The 15,649-nt window shown below is 41.0% G+C and carries 18 protein-coding genes and 1 pseudogene; 10 read left to right on the forward strand and 9 right to left on the reverse strand.

Annotated elements, in window-relative coordinates; all coding sequences use genetic code 11:
• The first annotated feature begins 221 nt into the window (after positions 1-221).
• Entirely contained in the window at positions 222-1,265 is a 1,044-nt protein-coding gene (locus LQ188_RS15745; protein WP_101224141.1) for a LacI family DNA-binding transcriptional regulator, read from the forward strand.
• A gap of 35 nt (positions 1,266-1,300) precedes the next feature.
• Here LQ188_RS15745 and LQ188_RS15750 read toward each other — a convergent pair whose 3' ends face one another.
• The 5 genes from LQ188_RS15750 to LQ188_RS15770 all read right to left on the reverse strand — a co-directional run bounded on the left by LQ188_RS15750 (position 1,301) and on the right by LQ188_RS15770 (position 4,976).
• Complete coding sequence (locus LQ188_RS15750) at positions 1,301-2,080, reverse strand: MBL fold metallo-hydrolase (RefSeq protein WP_230177443.1); 780 nt, start codon at positions 2,078-2,080, stop codon at positions 1,301-1,303.
• A gap of 119 nt (positions 2,081-2,199) precedes the next feature.
• Positions 2,200-3,093 (reverse strand): SDR family oxidoreductase, encoded by an 894-nt coding sequence (locus LQ188_RS15755; protein ID WP_101224140.1) that lies wholly within the window; start codon positions 3,091-3,093, stop codon positions 2,200-2,202.
• A 221-nt stretch (positions 3,094-3,314) separates the two neighbouring features.
• The gene (locus tag LQ188_RS15760) at positions 3,315-3,806 is read right to left on the reverse strand and encodes a YajQ family cyclic di-GMP-binding protein (protein WP_101224139.1); all 492 of its coding nucleotides are present in this window, start codon (positions 3,804-3,806) and stop codon (positions 3,315-3,317) included.
• Positions 3,807-3,909: 103 nt separating this feature from the next.
• Complete coding sequence (locus LQ188_RS15765; protein WP_082196697.1) at positions 3,910-4,041, reverse strand: DUF3941 domain-containing protein; 132 nt, start codon at positions 4,039-4,041, stop codon at positions 3,910-3,912.
• A 68-nt stretch (positions 4,042-4,109) separates the two neighbouring features.
• Positions 4,110-4,976 (reverse strand): DegV family protein, encoded by an 867-nt coding sequence (locus LQ188_RS15770; RefSeq protein WP_230177367.1) that lies wholly within the window; start codon positions 4,974-4,976, stop codon positions 4,110-4,112.
• 157 nt (positions 4,977-5,133) lie between these two features.
• On the opposite strand from LQ188_RS15770, the gene LQ188_RS15775 reads away from it, so the two are divergent.
• Positions 5,134-5,976, forward strand: coding sequence for a YitT family protein (locus LQ188_RS15775; RefSeq protein ID WP_230177369.1), 843 nt, complete (start codon positions 5,134-5,136; stop codon positions 5,974-5,976).
• Between the two features lie 135 nt (positions 5,977-6,111).
• Positions 6,112-6,360 (forward strand): annotated as a pseudogene (locus LQ188_RS15780) (general stress protein); the annotation flags it as partial.
• 47 nt (positions 6,361-6,407) lie between these two features.
• On the opposite strand, the gene LQ188_RS15785 reads toward LQ188_RS15780, so the two are convergent.
• From LQ188_RS15785 to LQ188_RS15795, 3 genes are all read right to left on the reverse strand, one after another.
• Positions 6,408-6,599, reverse strand: coding sequence for a DUF3813 domain-containing protein (locus LQ188_RS15785; protein ID WP_101224136.1), 192 nt, complete (start codon positions 6,597-6,599; stop codon positions 6,408-6,410).
• A complete protein-coding gene (locus tag LQ188_RS15790) occupies positions 6,599-6,751 on the reverse strand; it encodes a hypothetical protein (protein WP_202190617.1) in 153 nt (50 codons plus the stop codon). Before LQ188_RS15790 ends, LQ188_RS15785 begins: the two co-directional genes overlap by 1 nt.
• Before the next feature lie 102 nt (positions 6,752-6,853).
• Positions 6,854-7,669, reverse strand: coding sequence for a Cof-type HAD-IIB family hydrolase (locus LQ188_RS15795; RefSeq protein WP_101224135.1), 816 nt, complete (start codon positions 7,667-7,669; stop codon positions 6,854-6,856).
• Positions 7,670-7,899: 230 nt separating this feature from the next.
• Between LQ188_RS15795 and LQ188_RS15800 the strand changes: the two genes are divergently transcribed.
• The 3 genes from LQ188_RS15800 (at position 7,900) to moaA (ending at position 10,213) form a co-directional block, all read left to right on the forward strand.
• The gene (locus LQ188_RS15800; RefSeq protein ID WP_230177371.1) at positions 7,900-8,688 is read left to right on the forward strand and encodes an alpha/beta fold hydrolase; all 789 of its coding nucleotides are present in this window, start codon (positions 7,900-7,902) and stop codon (positions 8,686-8,688) included.
• Between the two features lie 95 nt (positions 8,689-8,783).
• Positions 8,784-9,092 (forward strand): metal-sulfur cluster assembly factor, encoded by a 309-nt coding sequence (locus LQ188_RS15805; RefSeq protein WP_034314562.1) that lies wholly within the window; start codon positions 8,784-8,786, stop codon positions 9,090-9,092.
• A gap of 107 nt (positions 9,093-9,199) precedes the next feature.
• Positions 9,200-10,213 carry a GTP 3',8-cyclase MoaA gene (gene moaA / locus LQ188_RS15810; RefSeq protein WP_230177373.1) on the forward strand — a complete coding sequence of 338 codons (1,014 nt, stop codon included), beginning with the start codon at positions 9,200-9,202 and terminating at the stop codon, positions 10,211-10,213.
• Positions 10,214-10,441: 228 nt separating this feature from the next.
• Here moaA and LQ188_RS15815 read toward each other — a convergent pair whose 3' ends face one another.
• The gene (locus LQ188_RS15815) at positions 10,442-11,131 is read right to left on the reverse strand and encodes a Crp/Fnr family transcriptional regulator (protein WP_230177375.1); all 690 of its coding nucleotides are present in this window, start codon (positions 11,129-11,131) and stop codon (positions 10,442-10,444) included.
• 232 nt (positions 11,132-11,363) lie between these two features.
• Here LQ188_RS15815 and argC point away from each other — a divergent pair, with 232 nt between their 5' ends.
• The 4 genes from argC to LQ188_RS15835 are packed head-to-tail and all read left to right on the forward strand — an operon-like array spanning position 11,364 to position 15,584.
• Entirely contained in the window at positions 11,364-12,401 is a 1,038-nt protein-coding gene (gene argC / locus LQ188_RS15820) for an N-acetyl-gamma-glutamyl-phosphate reductase (RefSeq protein ID WP_230177377.1), read from the forward strand.
• Positions 12,402-12,417: 16 nt separating this feature from the next.
• On the forward strand, positions 12,418-13,650 hold the full coding sequence (argJ, locus tag LQ188_RS15825; RefSeq protein ID WP_101224130.1) for a bifunctional ornithine acetyltransferase/N-acetylglutamate synthase: 1,233 nt from the start codon (positions 12,418-12,420) through the stop codon (positions 13,648-13,650).
• A gap of 12 nt (positions 13,651-13,662) precedes the next feature.
• Positions 13,663-14,436 carry an acetylglutamate kinase gene (gene argB, locus LQ188_RS15830; RefSeq protein WP_230177379.1) on the forward strand — a complete coding sequence of 258 codons (774 nt, stop codon included), beginning with the start codon at positions 13,663-13,665 and terminating at the stop codon, positions 14,434-14,436.
• Entirely contained in the window at positions 14,433-15,584 is a 1,152-nt protein-coding gene (locus tag LQ188_RS15835; protein ID WP_230177381.1) for an acetylornithine transaminase, read from the forward strand. Before argB ends, LQ188_RS15835 begins: the two co-directional genes overlap by 4 nt.
• The last annotated feature ends 65 nt before the right edge of the window (positions 15,585-15,649 follow it).

Here is a 15,649-nt window from a genome sequence, read left to right on the forward strand (position 1 = left end):
TTTTTGAATTTTAAAACATAGATGAAAAAAACGGAAAAGTAAGTATTTTCTGAAAAATTGAACAAACATTAAAAAAAGTATGGATATAACTATTGAACTGAGTGTATTATGAATACATACAAAATGTATAAATATAAAACAAATATTAAAGAAGTGTTTATTGGTATTCACCTTTTTTAAAAATGAAGTCAATAAAGGCTAAGAGGGGAGAGGGGAAATGCATGGCCATCACAATAAAAGATGTGGCACAGCTAGCGAATGTTGCTCCTTCAACAGTTTCTCGAGTGATTGCAAACAATCCTCGGATAAGTGAAAAAACAAAGGTACGGGTACGTAAGGCGATGACTAAATTAGGATACCATCCAAACTTCATTGCACGTAGTCTTGCAAATCAATCGACCAGGATCATTGGTTTGGTAATGCCAAGTTCGTCAAATGATTATTATCAAAATCCCTTTTTTCCGACGATCCTCCAGGGTCTAAGTGAGGGAGCCCAGGAAAACCACTATTCCTTGTTGCTAAGCACGGGAAAAACCGAAGATGAAATCTACGAAGGAGTAGTGAATATGGTGCAGGGGGGTATGGTGGATGGAATAATCCTGATGTATTCAAGGATGAACGATCACATTCTGACCTATTTGAGAGAAAGGGCTTTTCCATTTGTAATCATTGGGAAGCCCTATGATTACATCGAGGAGATAACATATGTTGATAATGATAATGTCTTGGCAGCCGAACAGGCAACGGATTACCTTATACAGCTAGGGCATGAAAGGGTTGGATTCATCGGAGGTGATGAATCCCTTGTGATGACCCTTGATCGCTTATCAGGATATGAACGGGCATTGGAGAGGGCTGGAATTGATCGAAGGATGGAATATACCCTGCATGAAGATTTTTTGCATGAAGGGGGACAAGCTGCTGCAAAAAGGTTACTATCCATCGATGAACCACCTACCGCTTTGGTGGTCAGTGATGATCTCATGGCACTTGGCATCGTCCATTCACTTCGCGAGATGGGCGTGCGCACTCCTGAAGAAATGTCAATCGTCAGCTTCAATAACGTTCTTTTCTCTGAACTGTCATTACCGGCCCTGACTTCCGTAGATATTAATATTTTTGATTTGGGATATCAGGCCGCTAAAGGCATCATTCACATGCTGCAGACTGGGGATGCTCCTGCCGGGACCATCATTCCACATCATTTCGTGGAAAGGCACTCCTGCAGATCGATCAAGCAAGGTGCAATGGCCATGACTTATTAAAGAAAAGGGCATTGCAAAAGCAATGCCTTTTTTTGCTAGAAATGTACGCTAAAACTTTTGAATGCATGTACACCTGTTCCGTGTCTGACTAATTTATTCCCTTTAAGATATTTAATGGCTGCTAGAACTTCCTCAAGAATCCTTGGTTCGAGGCCGAGTTGGTTGTGTCCGCCATAGATTTTGGAGACTGCCTTGATCTTTGCGATTTTTTCTAACGAATTAACAAGGTCTTCAGGGCTCGTAGAGGGATAAAATGCATAAACGGGGGTATCTGAATAGAGCAGGTCGCCAGTGAATAAATAACCTGTTTCATTATCCAAAATTGAGATGTGGCCAGGTGAATGCCCAGGCGTGTGATAAATGATTAAACTACGGTTCCCGAGATCGATCGTGTCCCCATCAAATAAGAGCCTATCAGGGTACCCCTGGTATGGCTTGTATGTGAAAGGATCGAATGATTCAGGTATGGGTAATGTTATATCCCGGGCCATGTTCTTTCTTATTTGTTCCAAGGACAAGCCATCAATGCCGTTGATTAGCCAATTGGCATCATCACCATGAACATAAATGGTATCAAAATCACCGTGACCCCCAATATGATCCGCATGAACGTGTGTAGTCAGGACGGTAATAGGAAGATCGGTAAGCCGGTCTGTAATCCCCTTAATCGAACCGATGCCTAACCCTGTGTCTATTAACGCAGCTCGGGTCTTCCCAAGTAATAAATAGGAATGAACTTTCTCCCAATGACCATATTCACTGATTGCAAACGTATTTGGGTCCAATTCCTGAACGGTAAACCATGGATCTACAATTTTTTTCAAAAATGACTCCACTCCTTCCAATCATATATTCCGCGCTAACCGGTAATATCCTGCTTGAAAGAGCAAAAGCAGCGGATTTGTGAAATCCACTGCTTTTGGAAAGGTAAGGCTTATCCGTTTACAACGGTCCCGCCGTTTACATGGATGACTTGTCCGCTGACATAGGATGAATCATCACTTGCCAAATATACATAGGCTGGTGCCAATTCCTCTGGCTGCCCTGCACGGCCCATTGGAGTATCCTGTCCGAATTTGGCAACATCCTCTTCGCCGAATGAGGCAGGAATCAGCGGTGTCCAGATCGGGCCTGGAGCCACACCGTTCACTCTGATGCCATCTTTTGAAATGGAGTTCGACAGGGCTCTTGTAAATGCAAGTATTGCACCTTTTGTTGAAGAGTAATCGATTAGTTTTGGGTTGCCCTGATAGGCTGTGATAGAGGTTGTATTAATGATGCTGCTTCCTTTTTTAAGGTGCTTCAATGCAGCTTTAGTTAAGTGGAACATCGAGAAAATATTCGTGCGGAACGTTTTTTCCAATTGTTCAGCTGAAATGTCCAGGATACTTGTCTGCACATGCTGTTCTCCGGCGTTGTTGACTAGAATGTCCAAACCGCCAAATTCATCAACCGTTTTTTTGACGACTTCCTGGCAGAAGGCTTCATCACCGATATCACCGGAAATGAGTAAACATTTCTGGCCTTCTTTTTCGATCAATTCTTTTGTCGTTTTGGCATCCTCGTGTTCATCCAAGTAAGCAACTGTCACATTAGCTCCTTCTTTAGCGTAGTAAATGGCAACCGATTTACCGATTCCGCTGTCTCCTCCTGTTATGATTGCCGTTTTACCTTTTAATTTGCCGCTTCCTTTGTAGGCAGCTTTAACTGAATCAGGGTTCGGTTCCATTTTTGTTTCCAGTCCAGGTTGATGCTGCTGATGTTGAGGTGGAAATCCTTGTTTGTTCTGATTTTGGTTTTGAGTAGTCAAGATATAAACGCCTCCCATTTAATTATCTATGCTTTTTCTATTCCTTCTTTTAGGAAAAAGAAAACATGGAAAAAATACCCAATTTAAGTCTTGTTTAATGTTTTAACTGTAGGGAACATGACTAGTCTTTCCATGTTCCATGAAGGCGATTCATTTGAAGAAAAAGGGGGGATGAACTCTTATGGAGGCCGTTGCAACAAATAAAAAAAGACCCACCCAAAGTGGTGAGTCCTTAATACTTAGCGGTAATTTAGGAACTGTACATCAATGGACAGATCAGCGCCCCGGATCGCGGAAATGATTCCTTGTAAATCATCCCGGTTCTTACCGGTAACCCGGATTTGATCATCCTGGATTTGGCTTTTCACTTTAAGACCGCTATTTTTAATGATGGTATTGATTTTTTTTGCTTGCTCCTTATCGATGCCTTGAATTAACTTAGCCCGTTGGCGAACGGTTCCGCCAGAAGCTCCTTCTAATTTGCCATAATCCAGGTTCTTGACGGGTACGTCACGTTTAATGAGCTTACTGATGAGAACATCCTTCAGCTGATCGAGCTTATATTCATCGTCGGATACTAGAACCAGGTCTTCTTTTTCAATTGAGATGCTGCTTATGCTCCCTTTAAAATCATAGCGAGTCTGTATTTCCTTCATAGCCATGGTAACTGCATTCGTTACCTCTGAAAAGTCTACTTTCGAAACAATATCAAATGAATTTTCCTTTGCCATCACTTACCTCCAGCAGGGTTTATTTCCTTTATTATAGAGAAAGTGTGATAGGAAGACAACTATATAAACAATATTAAAAAAGCGAGGGGACTAGCCCCGCGCTTCATTTATGGTCCGTTTTCTTCGAATAGGAGTGCTTACCTGCAGTAAGGTTTTCCTGATAAGCGATATTTTTTTCAGCATTTCTTGCTTGGTTATCTTTGGGCCTTTTATTGTCATCGGTTGTTTTGGACATAGTGAAAACTCCCTTCCATTATCTGATCAATATATATTGTTCACAATTATGGAAGGGAGTATGTATGTTTATGATTTCTCAGGGGTATCGTTTAAGAAGAAGAGGGCAATTGTGCCAGGACCGGCATGTGCACCGATGACGGAGCCAATTGTATGGATCATGAAGTCGGTTGTCCCGAATTCGCTTTGGATGGCTTCCTTCCATTCCAATGCCGTTTCTTCATCATCGCCATGACTGATGGCAATCGTTTGGGTTGTTAAATTTTTGCCTCTTTCGTGCATTAATTCGATTACACGTTTAATCAATTTCTTTTTGCCTCGTATCTTTTCGAGCGGAACAAGCTTCCCATCTTCAACATGCAATAACGGTTTAATGTTTAATAAACCGCCAACAAGGGCAGATGTCTTGGAGATGCGGCCGCCACGGGCCAGATATTCTAGGTTATCTACAGTGAATAGATGCTCCATATGCCGCGTTTGGAATTCGATGGCAGCCAGGATTTCTTCTTTAGTGGCACCGTTTGCTGCCAGATCGGCCGCTTTCTTTACAATTAAACCGACGCCCATTGAAGCACATTTCGTATTGACGATTTCAATGTCAAGTTCAGGGTACTCTTCCTTCACCTGATTAAGAATCATCACTGCCGTTTGATATGTTCCTGATAACTCAGAAGAAAAGGCTATATATATCCCTTGTTTTTTCTCCTTGGCAAACTGTGTGAAAAGTTCTATAAAGTATTCTGGGGAAGCTTGCGATGTTTTCGGGGCTTTTCCTTCAAGCATCGCCTGATAGACTTCGTGAGAATTAATAGTAAGTAAATCTTCATAATTTTCCCCGTCAAGATGGACTTGTAAAGGGATTAATGAAACATTGTTTTCCTTATAGAAAGACAACGGCAAATCACATGCACTATCTGCAAGAATTGTGATAGCCATAATACACCTGCTTTCTTTTTACAATTTTTAGAAAAATGAGTGGTCACTCTACTTTTTAGTGTAGCACGTAACGGTGAAAATTCAATCTCTACGTAAATAGAATAAATAATTAAGGGTAAAAAGATAATAGAATAAGGGTGAAATGGAGGTTTTTAGAATGTTTAGTGGTGAAATGAAGAAAATTATCATAGTTGTGGTCGGAGCATTGCTTAATGCCATTGCAATGAACTTTTTTCTAATACCGGCAAACGTATATGCAAGCGGCTTTACGGGAGTTGCCCAGCTTCTATCAAGGATGATTGGTTCTTTTGCTCCTTTTAATGTATCGACAGGTATTCTATTGCTTTTATTGAACATTCCAGTAACGATCATTGCTTGGCGAAAGGTTGGAAAGTCTTTCACTTTTTATAGTTTCCTCAGTGTTGCCTTGATGTCCTTCTTTATGGAAATCATTCCGATTACACGCTGGTCACCTGACATATTATTGAATGCGGTATTTGGCGGAGTCATTGCTGCAGTAGGTGTGGGGATCACATTGAAATACGGTGCATCGACTGGAGGAATGGATATTATCGCCATGCTTCTTTCACGTAAGAAAGATAAACCTGTAGGTACTTATTTATTTCTGCTGAATGGCGTGATCATTGTTACGGCAGGTGCTGTTTATGGACCGGAAAAAGCTTTGTATACACTTGTTACCCTTTATACATCGACACGTGTCGTGGACGCGATACATACGCGTCATGAAAAGCTTACGGCCATGATCATTACAAAGAAAAGCGAAGAGCTTAAACAGGCAATCCACGCTAAATTAGTTCGCGGAATTACAAGGGTTCCCGCAAAAGGTGCGTTCACTAACGAAACTAAGGAAATGTTATTGATTGTCATTACAAGGTATGAACTGTATGACCTTGAACGGATCATCAAGGAAGTGGATCCACACGCTTTCACAAACATCATAGAAACGTCAGGCATTGTTGGAACTTTCCGCAGGGAATGATATTAACAAAAAATCTAGGCCATTACACTTCTATTACAAAAGGGAGTATTTGGGCGTAATAAGTTTATTGCCTGTACAAAACGGCTAATTCTTATATTGTAGCGCCAATTTAAAATCTTAGAAGGAGTGATGAAAATGGCCAATGACGAAAAAATGAGCAGACAGGAAGCAGGCCGTAAAGGCGGGGAAGCCACATCTAAAAATCACGACAAGGATTTTTACCGGGAAATTGGGCAAAAGGGCGGAGAAGCCACATCGGATAATCATGATAAGGAATTCTATCAAGAAATTGGACAAAAGGGTGGGGAAGCCACTGCTGATTCCCATGGTAAAGACTTTTATAAAGAGATCGGTGAAAAAGGCGGTAAGGCACGAAATAACAATTGAAACAAGCGAAAGCCTCCAGGAATCCTGTCCTGGAGGCTTTCACGTTATTTAGAGTGGTTTTCCAGCTCTTCCTGAAGTTCTCGCAGTTGTTCTTTTTCGGCCTCGTTCGTATTGGCAAAGGCTGATGAAAGAGCGTTTTTAGCGATTTCCTCTGTCTTTTGCTGGTCACCGTCATGCTCAGAGTGGAGAGCTTCTTCAACAAATTCCCTTGCCTTTTGAAATAATTTGTTTCCCATTAGAAGCCACCATAGCTTTGTTCAGACATAATTCTTAACCTGTCTTTTTCTGCTTCTTCAAACGTAGTGTGATAAGGGATTTTTTCAGCATGCTTGGCAACACTTTCTTTGCCCTGCTGTACAAATCGTTTAGATTTACTGCTTTTACCCATTCTTATCTCCTCCGATTCTGAGCGTTTCGACAACGGAGTGGATCTGTTGTCCATATTAGTTTGGCTTGAAAGGTCGATATTATGAAGGTAAAAAATGACGTATTAGGCTTTTATATTGAATTTTTCTTCGAGGAAGACGGCTATACCATCTTCTTCATTCGTCAATGTAGTCGTATTTGCTACCGTTTTTACTGGTGAGATCGCATTTCCCATGGCCACCCCGGTTCCCGCGTATTCAAGCATTTCCAAATCATTATCTTCATCACCGAAGGCGATTATCCTATTTTGAGGAATTTCCAGATAGTTGGATACCCGTTTAAGCCCTACGGCTTTACTTAACCCGCTTTTTATTATTTCGATGATATGAAAAGGCTCTGCCCAGCGGCGATGATCGACCAATTCTGCATGAACATCGGATAAATGCTGGCGAATCTGTCCTACGAATTCACTATCTGTGTGAATTAGCATCGAAGTTGGGGAATCCTGAAGGTAATTGCGCAAGTCACCTGTCTTCATGATCGGATTTCCTACATTGAACATGTTCATCAATTTTTCATCATGATAATGGACATAAACTTCATCCCGGACTTCTGCGATGATGTTGTGATATTTAAACTGATCACATGCTTCGACAATCTCTTTCGCAACATTTATATCCAGTGGAGAGTGGTATACCCCCCAGCTTGTATGTAATGGGTGATGGACGAAAGCACCATTGAAATTAACGATTGGTGTATTCAACCCCAATTCCCGGTAATAAAGTTCACTTGAGCGAAAGGGACGCCCGGTGGCGATCATAACTTCGTGTCCATCTTCTTTTAATTTCAGGAGTGTTTTTTTAGTCCTTGAAGAAATTGTTTTGTTATCTGTAAGTAAAGTACCATCAAGATCCAATACGATCAAATGTTTCTCAGCCATGTACACACCTTCTGTTCTTTTTGATTTCATTATATGTGAATATTGTTAAGCCTATTTTAAAGTAAATGTAAATCTTTTTCATTCTTTATGCATTCCTGTATGATATTACTATATCCAGGATTAAGATAATTAAAGCGAAGCTCAGGTTTAAAGGAATGAAATGATGAATGCCAATGCCATTTTGATAATGGTATTGGAAAGACCGGAACAAATTATTCGGAGGGGTTAACTTGATAATAATTGAAAAAGAACTAATTGGAAATATTCCTGTCTTGCACCTAGGTGAAGAAACCACTTTCAAACAGGAATTGCCGCTTATTATTTTTATACATGGTTTTCAAAGTGCAAAAGAGCACAATCTACACTATGCTTATTTATTGGCTGAAAAGGGGTTTCGGGTGCTTCTACCCGATGTGATTCATCATGGGGAAAGGGAAGCCGGTTTAAGTGATTCTCAAATGATGCCCCGTTTTTGGGAAATGGTTTTACAGACAATCCAGGATTTATCTTTGCTGAAGGATGATTTATTATCCCGAAAATTAATTGATCCCGACAGAATTGGCGTAGCGGGTACCTCCATGGGGGGAATAGTGACTAATGGGGCCCTGGCTGCTTATGAATGGATTTCCGCCGGAGTCAGTTTAATGGGTAACCCATCATATGTCGCGTATGCAGAGCTCCAAATGGAGGAGATTAAGAAAAGGAAAGTTAATTTCCCAGCTACTGATGAGGAAGTTGCCAAGGTGATTGAACAGCTCAAGCCATTTGATTTGAGTCTTAATCAGGATAAGCTTTGCAACCGTCCGCTTCTTTTTTGGCATGGTGCCAAAGATCCGGTTGTGCCTTATCAACATGCATACCGTTTTTATGAAGGGGTCAAACCAGGGTATGATAAGGCAGATGAAAAAATTGATTTTATCCTTGACCCCAAGGCTGGACATAAGGTCAGTAGAGAAGGAGTGCTAAAGACAGCAGACTGGTTCGCGAAACATTTACTGTCAGCTGTGCAAAATGCTTAAGTACTTACACAAAATCTGTTATGATGCTTATACGGACATAATGATGAAACCGATAATCTAAAACGAAGAGATTATCCATAAAAGGAGTGATCGAAGTGGATCAAGATACAAAAGACATTATTTTGGGAGCTTTGGAGCAGGTCATTGACCCTGAGCTTGGTATAGATATCGTTAATTTAGGCTTGGTATATGATGTGGATATGGATGAGGAAGGTCTGACTACGGTGACGATGACATTGACAGCAATGGGCTGTCCGATGGCTGGGACGATCGTAGATCAAGTTAAATTGGTTCTGGAAGATATCCCCGAGGTCAAGGAAACGGATGTGAAGATTGTCTGGAGTCCGCCATGGACGAAAGACAAAATGTCCAGATATGCTAAAATTGCATTAGGTATCAAATGATAACTCTGTAATAGAAATAAAAAGCCAGTCAAAAAAAAGTGAATCCATTCAAGGAGCCACTTTTTATGGTCTGGTTTTTTCTAATACTTTCGGCTAGGAGTGGTTAATTGAACAGTCAAATTAAAGATTCATTGGACAGGCCACTAAGGGATTTAAGGATTTCAGTCATAGATCGCTGTAACTTTCGCTGCCAGTATTGCATGCCTGCTGAAATTTTTCACGATAATTTTCAGTTCCTGCCTAAAAGTGAGCTATTATCTTATGAGGAAATTGTAAGGCTTTCTAAAATATTCGCAAGCTTAGGGGTAAAAAAACTAAGGTTGACTGGCGGGGAACCATTACTACGGAGAGATCTTACCACTCTGATTTCAAGTCTCGTTAAAATTGAAGGTATTGAAGATATTGGACTGACCACAAATGGGGTCTTCTTGAAAAAACATGCCGTGAATTTGAGGGAAGCTGGTTTGCAAAGGGTGAATATCAGCTTGGACAGCCTCGATGACGACCTTTTCAAGAAGATGAACGGCAGGGATATCGGCATAAAGCCAGTTATTGAAGGCATCGCTGCTGCCAAGGAAGCAGGGCTTGGCGTAAAAGTGAATATGGTTGTGAAAAAAGAAACCAATGAATCTCAAATCCTGCCGATGGCCCGATTTTGTAAAGATGAGGGCATTCAATTACGCTATATAGAATTCATGGATGTCGGACATACAAATGGCTGGCAGTTGAAGAATGTCATTACGAAAAAAGAACTGCTTGCGATGCTCCAAACCGAATTCGATCTTGAACCGGTTGAAGAAGATTATTTTGGAGAGGTGGCAAAACGCTACCGTTATAAAGGCACTAATGCAGAAGTGGGCTTCATAACCTCGGTATCCGAGTCTTTTTGTTCAAGTTGTACACGTGCACGTCTTTCTGCTAATGGAAGTTTATATACATGCCTGTTTAATGGAAAGGGAAATGACTTGAGGTCATTGCTCCGTTCCGACATGACAGATGAAGAATTGACCGGGTTCATCATTTCACTTTGGAACCGTAGGGACGACCGCTATTCGGATGAGCGGGCAGCGGGAACGGTGAAGAAACAGGAAAAAATCGAAATGTCATTCATTGGCGGGTAATCCGTCCGAATGAGTAAAAAAAGGGATGGCAGTTATGCCATCCCTTTTTTTGAATAGTTGTCAGGAACTGATGTCAGTCATTTTATACTTTTTTTATGCATTTTTATATAGGACACAAGGCAATGAAAATAATTCAATGGTCCTAGGGATGGATTTAGCGTGAAATAAACTCCAATCATTTTAAGAACAGTAAGGCATTATGTATTGCTGCTTTTTTATGGGAAGGATTCAATCGATGGTACAGATTTCTATTGGACAGTTTTCACAGTCGATTTCCTGTTTCAAATAGTCAAAGTTAAGAATCGTAATGCGTCCCTTTTTAATGGAGATGACATTGTTTTTCCTTAATTGAGCAAGCATTCGATTGACCACCTCGCGGGATGTGCCGCAAAAATTGGCGAGTTCTTGGTTTGTAAAGGGAAGGTTGATAACTTTACCGTCTTCTGCTTCAGTGCCATAGCTATTTGATAAACGGATGAGGGTTGAGTAAAATGCACCTTTCTTACCGTGCAGGAGCATATCGCGGAATTTAGCCTGGTTTTTACGGTTTTGAGCGGATAACCATGTCATCATCTCGACTGCAAGATGGCTATCGGAGGCGATTTTATCTTCTAATGCTTCTTTGGAGATAACCGCAACAGTTCCATCTTCCATCATTTTTGCATTCATCATATATTTAGGATTTTGAGAAAATAAGACGGTTTCCCCAACCAAATCATTCTCCGAACTAATGCGTATAGTCAATTCCCGACCATCGGGAACAACCTTGCTCACTTCCACTTTCCCTTTAATAATGTAATACAAATCACTTGCTGGGGTGCTCTCCTGAAAAAGGTAGCGCCCTTTTTCCATATGTTTAACTTGTTGTTTATTATCTAAAATTGCATGCATCCGATTAGATAACGATAATTCATTCATGCATATGACCACCTTTCAGATAGCGTTATTACTCAATTACTACCTTTGATTTAAACGGAAAAAACCCTAGTAGTCAACAAGTTTGGATAATTCTAGGATTTTCGTTGGATAATTTTTCATGTAAAATTTATGTTTTAAATTTTATAAAAATACATTTGATTTTATTTTTATTCAGTCATATAATAATAGAATCAAAGAATGACAGGGACCTGAAATTATAGGAGATGGTTTTATGAACGTATCAATAGTAGGTGCAACGGGTTATGGAGGAATGGAACTAATAAGATTTTTGAATAATCACCCGCAATTTAAAATAAAATCATTGCATACTTCATCCCAATTTGGTCGAAGTTTATATGAAGATAATGCACATTTAATGCATATGAAAGATACATTAGAAAAAATTGATCCGGAAGCGATTGCAAAAAAATCCGATATTGTATTTCTTGCAACTCCTTCCGGTGTTTCCTCGCAATTGATTTCGGAATTTTCTGACCTTGACATTAAAGTGATCGACCTATCAGGAGACCTCAGGCTTCAAACTCCAGGTGAATACGAGCACTGGTATAAAAAGCCGGCCGCGCCTCAGCATATTATTGAAGAGGCCGTATACGGGTTGGCTGAATGGAATGCCGAAGCAATCAAAAAAGCGACGATTATTGCAAATCCTGGGTGCTACCCAACCGCTTCACTATTAGGTCTTGCCCCTTTATTCACTGAAGGATTGGCGGGAGCAGCTGCCGATGTGATCATCGATGCAAAATCCGGGGTTTCAGGGGCGGGTAAATCACCTTCGGCAGTTACCCATTATAGTGAAATGAATGAGAACTTTAAAATATATAAGGTAAATCAACATCAACACATACCTGAAATCGAACAACAGCTTGGGCGATGGTCAACAGGTATACAACCTATTACCTTTAATACACATCTTGTTCCAATGACGAGAGGGATTATGGCAACGATGTATATTAAGGTAAATCGGGAAACCTCAAATGTTGAATTAAAGGATTTATACGAAACCGTATACGAGAACCACCCATTTGTCCGAGTACAGCCCCTTGATCGCTTTCCATCCACGAAACAGGTATATGGATCGAACTTTTGCGATATTGGCGTCGATTATGATGAAAGGACAGGTAAGGTAACGGTGGTTTCGGTAATTGATAATTTAGTGAAGGGTGCTGCAGGGCAGGCCATTCAAAATGCAAATATATTAATGGGACTAGAAGAAACGGCAGGACTATGGAACAGTCCGATATATCCGTAAACTTTGGAGGGAAACAATGAATACACTACAGCAAGTTGAAGAAATCAAACATATTCAAGAAGGAAACATTTTAATGCCCCAAGGGTTCAAAGCGTCAGGTGTCCATGCAGGATTACGCTATTCTAAAAAGGACGTTGGCATCATTTTTACCGATGTCCCAGCATCAGCCGCTGCCGTTTATACACAAAATATAGTTCAAGCAGCTCCAATCAATGTAACGAAAGACAGCATTGCCGTTACTGGGAAACTACACGGCATTGTAGTGAATAGTGCTTGTGCGAATGCTTGTACAGGTGAACAGGGTTTAAAAGATGCAAAGGAAATGAGGAAGCTTGCTGCTCAAAAGTTCGGTTTGGAGGACCATTCATTTGCAGTGGCTTCAACAGGAGTCATAGGGGAATTCATGGAAATGGAAAAGGTAAGGAAAGGCATAGCGTCATTGCAGCCAGAAAATACACCCGAAGCTGCTGAAGCTTTTGGTACAGCCATTTTAACAACGGATATCGTAACGAAGAGCTGTGGTTATGAAACAATCATTGACGGCAAAACCGTGAAAATGGGCGGTGCTGCAAAGGGCTCGGGAATGATTCATCCAAACATGGCCACAATGCTCGGCTTCATTACGACGGATGCTGTAATTGAACCGGCTGATTTACAGCAGGCACTATCCTCGATTACCAATGATACATTCAATCAAATCACGGTTGATGGCGACTGTTCAACGAACGACATGGTGTTGGTGCTCGCGAATGGAGAAGCGAACAATGAACCTTTGACACCTGACCATCCGGAATGGTCCATCTTCCTGGAATTATTAAAGCAAACTTCGGAAAATCTCGCAAAACAAATTGCGAAAGACGGAGAAGGTGCCACAAAACTGATAGAAGTGAATGTTCATGGCATGAATACGAAGCAAGATTCACAGATGATGGCGAAGACGATCGTTGGGTCAAATCTAGTGAAAACGGCAGCTTTTGGAGCGGATGCAAACTGGGGACGAATCATTGCTGCGATGGGAAGAAGCGGAGTGGTATTCAATCCCGATCAAACAACGATCGTTTTTGGTGACATTGTCGTACTTAAAGATGGTGAGCCAATAATGTTTTCTGAGGAAGATGCCAAAGCATACTTGGAAAATGAAAGTATCATCATTAATGTTTATTTGAAAGATGGTAATGAATCAGGCACGGCATGGGGCTGCGATTTAACCTATGATTATGTGAAAATAAACGGAAGCTATCGTTCGTAAGAGGTGAAAAGTATGGACATATTAGTCATTAAGTGCGGCGGCAGCATCATTAACGAGTTATCGGAGTCGTTTTTCAATAGTGTCAAAGAGTTACAAAACCGCGGCTACAATATCGTCTTTGTGCATGGAGGCGGCCCTGATATAAATTCAATGCTTGAAAAATTTGAAATTGAACCTGTATTTGAAGATGGGTTAAGAAAAACGACCACTGAAGTGTTGGAAATTGTGGAACTTATGCTGGCAGGCAAATCAAACCGAAGCCTCGTTCATAAATTGGAGGCTCATGGCATCAAGGCAGTCGGGTTAAATGGCTCAGACGGCGGAATTCTCACAGGTGATTATATCGATGAAAAGAAACTTGGAGCTGTTGGTGAAATACAACAAGTCAATACGGAATTATTCGGGCTTTTATTCGAAAAAGGTTATTGTCCGGTATTGACGCCCATTTCAACTACCGAAGATGGCACTAAATTAAATGTGAATGCCGATATGGCTGCAGGATCTGTAGCGAAGGCACTATCGGCCGATATGTGTTTATTTGTAACCGATGTTAAAGGGGTCTTGAAGAACGGGCAGATCATCGAGAAATTGAATGAAACGGAAACGAAGAATATGATCATGGATGGAAGTATCCATGGGGGAATGATCCCGAAGGTCAATACAGCGTTGTCGGTGCTGAATAAAGGGATTGAAGAAGTGATGATCGTTAGTGGGAAAGATCATTTTTATCAAGGCGGTCAATTCATCGGTACGAAATTTCTTCAGGAGGAAGGGGTATTACAATGAGTTCTTTATTTCCAACATATGCAAGGTGGAACATTGAGCCAAGAAAAGCGTCAGGATTGAAGATTACGAGTGTAACAGGTAAAGAGTATTTGGATTTCACATCCGGAATCGGGGTAGTGAATCTTGGACATTGTCATGAGAAGGTAAAAACGGCCGTCACGGAACAGCTTGATAAATATTGGCATGTATCGAATATGTTTCAAAGTTCCATACAGGAACGGACAGCAAAAATGCTGGCTGATGCCTCTGGTTTAAGTCAGGTATTCTTTGCCAACAGCGGTGCCGAGGCGAATGAGGCAGCTATCAAACTAGCACGTAAAGCTACCGGGAAAAGCAAAATTGTCACATGTCAGCAGTCTTTCCATGGCCGTACGTTTGCAACGATGGCTGCAACGGGGCAGGAAAAAATCAAGACTGGTTTCGGACCGATGCTAGCTTCGTTCGAATATGTTCCATTTAATGATAATGAAGCGATGACAGCAGCCATTGATGAAAATACGGCAGCTGTAATGATTGAAATCGTTCAGGGAGAAGGCGGCATACATGTTGTACAGCAATCATATCTGGACGCTATTCAAACTAAATGCCAAGAACACGGAGTTCTCATCATCATAGATGAAATTCAGACGGGGATAGGGCGTACAGGGAAGCCATTCGCATTCCAGCATTTCAATATCCAACCGGACATCATCACTTCTGCAAAAGGACTGGGAAATGGCATGCCAATCGGGGCGATGGTTGGGAAGGAAGCGCTGTCTGAGTTTTTTAACCCTGGAAGTCATGGATCCACTTTTGGAGGTAATCCCGTCAGTGTCTCAGCAGCTGAAGCCGTGTTAAAGGAAATTTTCCATTCAGGGTTTTTAAAAGAAACCGTTTCAAAGGCTGAATACCTTAAAAGCCAATTGGCAAAAGCATTGAAGGGCATGGAAGAAGTGAAAGAGATTCGCGGTCTGGGAATGATGGTTGGAATTGAGTGTAAACAAGATGTTCAGGTGTTTTTAATGGAACTGCAAGAAGAGGGCTTACTTGTATTGAGTGCAGGTCCTAAAGTACTTCGTTTACTCCCATCCCTGACAGTTACCGAATCGGAGATCGATAGGGCGATAAATAAAATTAAAAAAGTATTGGCAATAAAACAAACTGTCTAAATTTATTGAATTTTTATAGAACAAAATGAATAATTATGCTATTGTATATATAAATATACATCATC

It is taken from the genome of Peribacillus sp. Bi134 (assembly GCF_918698065.1).
Classification (GTDB): domain Bacteria; phylum Bacillota; class Bacilli; order Bacillales; family DSM-1321; genus Peribacillus.